Annotated in this window: 1 protein-coding gene; it reads left to right on the top strand. The window is 29.5% G+C overall.

Annotation, left to right across the window (positions count from 1 at the left end; all coding sequences use genetic code 11):
- Window positions 1–98: 98 nt before the first annotated feature.
- Complete coding sequence (locus HMPREF9075_RS05425) at window positions 99–464, top strand: hypothetical protein (RefSeq protein WP_009415478.1); 366 nt, start codon at window positions 99–101, stop codon at window positions 462–464.
- The last annotated feature ends 64 nt before the right edge of the window (window positions 465–528 follow it).

Raw genomic sequence — 528 nt, forward strand, 5'->3', positions numbered from 1 at the left:
AATATATCATACTAACTCCGAAGAATTAAGAGATCATTATATAAAGATTTTTGAAGAAGCAGGAATTACTAATTTTCAATTTAAAATAACAAAATAGTATGAATGACTATGTAAAAATATCAGGTTTTGAAAAGATTGAAGGTGTAGAAATACTATATTTACAAAAAACAGAGAAGTATGATTTTTTCAAAATAGTAAATGCACAAAAGCCTTTATTAGCGACAAAAGGGGGAGTCGTTGAAGATGGCTGTTTCATAATAACACCTGAAGGAGATATGTTTTTCTCTGTCCAATATCATTTGGATATAGAAGGATGGCGAAACCAACTAAAAAGAAGTGCTGAATTATTACATATATTGGTAGGCTGGATTGATAAGGAGTCTTTTATTCTATCAGATGGACGTTCTTACCTTCTAAGAGAGTGTGAGGTAACAACTGATTTTAAAAATCACCATAAAGGGTAATGTATCAGATATGTTGTTAAAATTACAACAACTTACTAATCAGCATAATACAAAAGAACTAAAC

Origin of the sequence: Capnocytophaga sp. oral taxon 332 str. F0381, assembly GCF_000318275.2 — a bacterium.
In the GTDB taxonomy this organism is placed as follows: domain Bacteria; phylum Bacteroidota; class Bacteroidia; order Flavobacteriales; family Flavobacteriaceae; genus Capnocytophaga; species Capnocytophaga bilenii.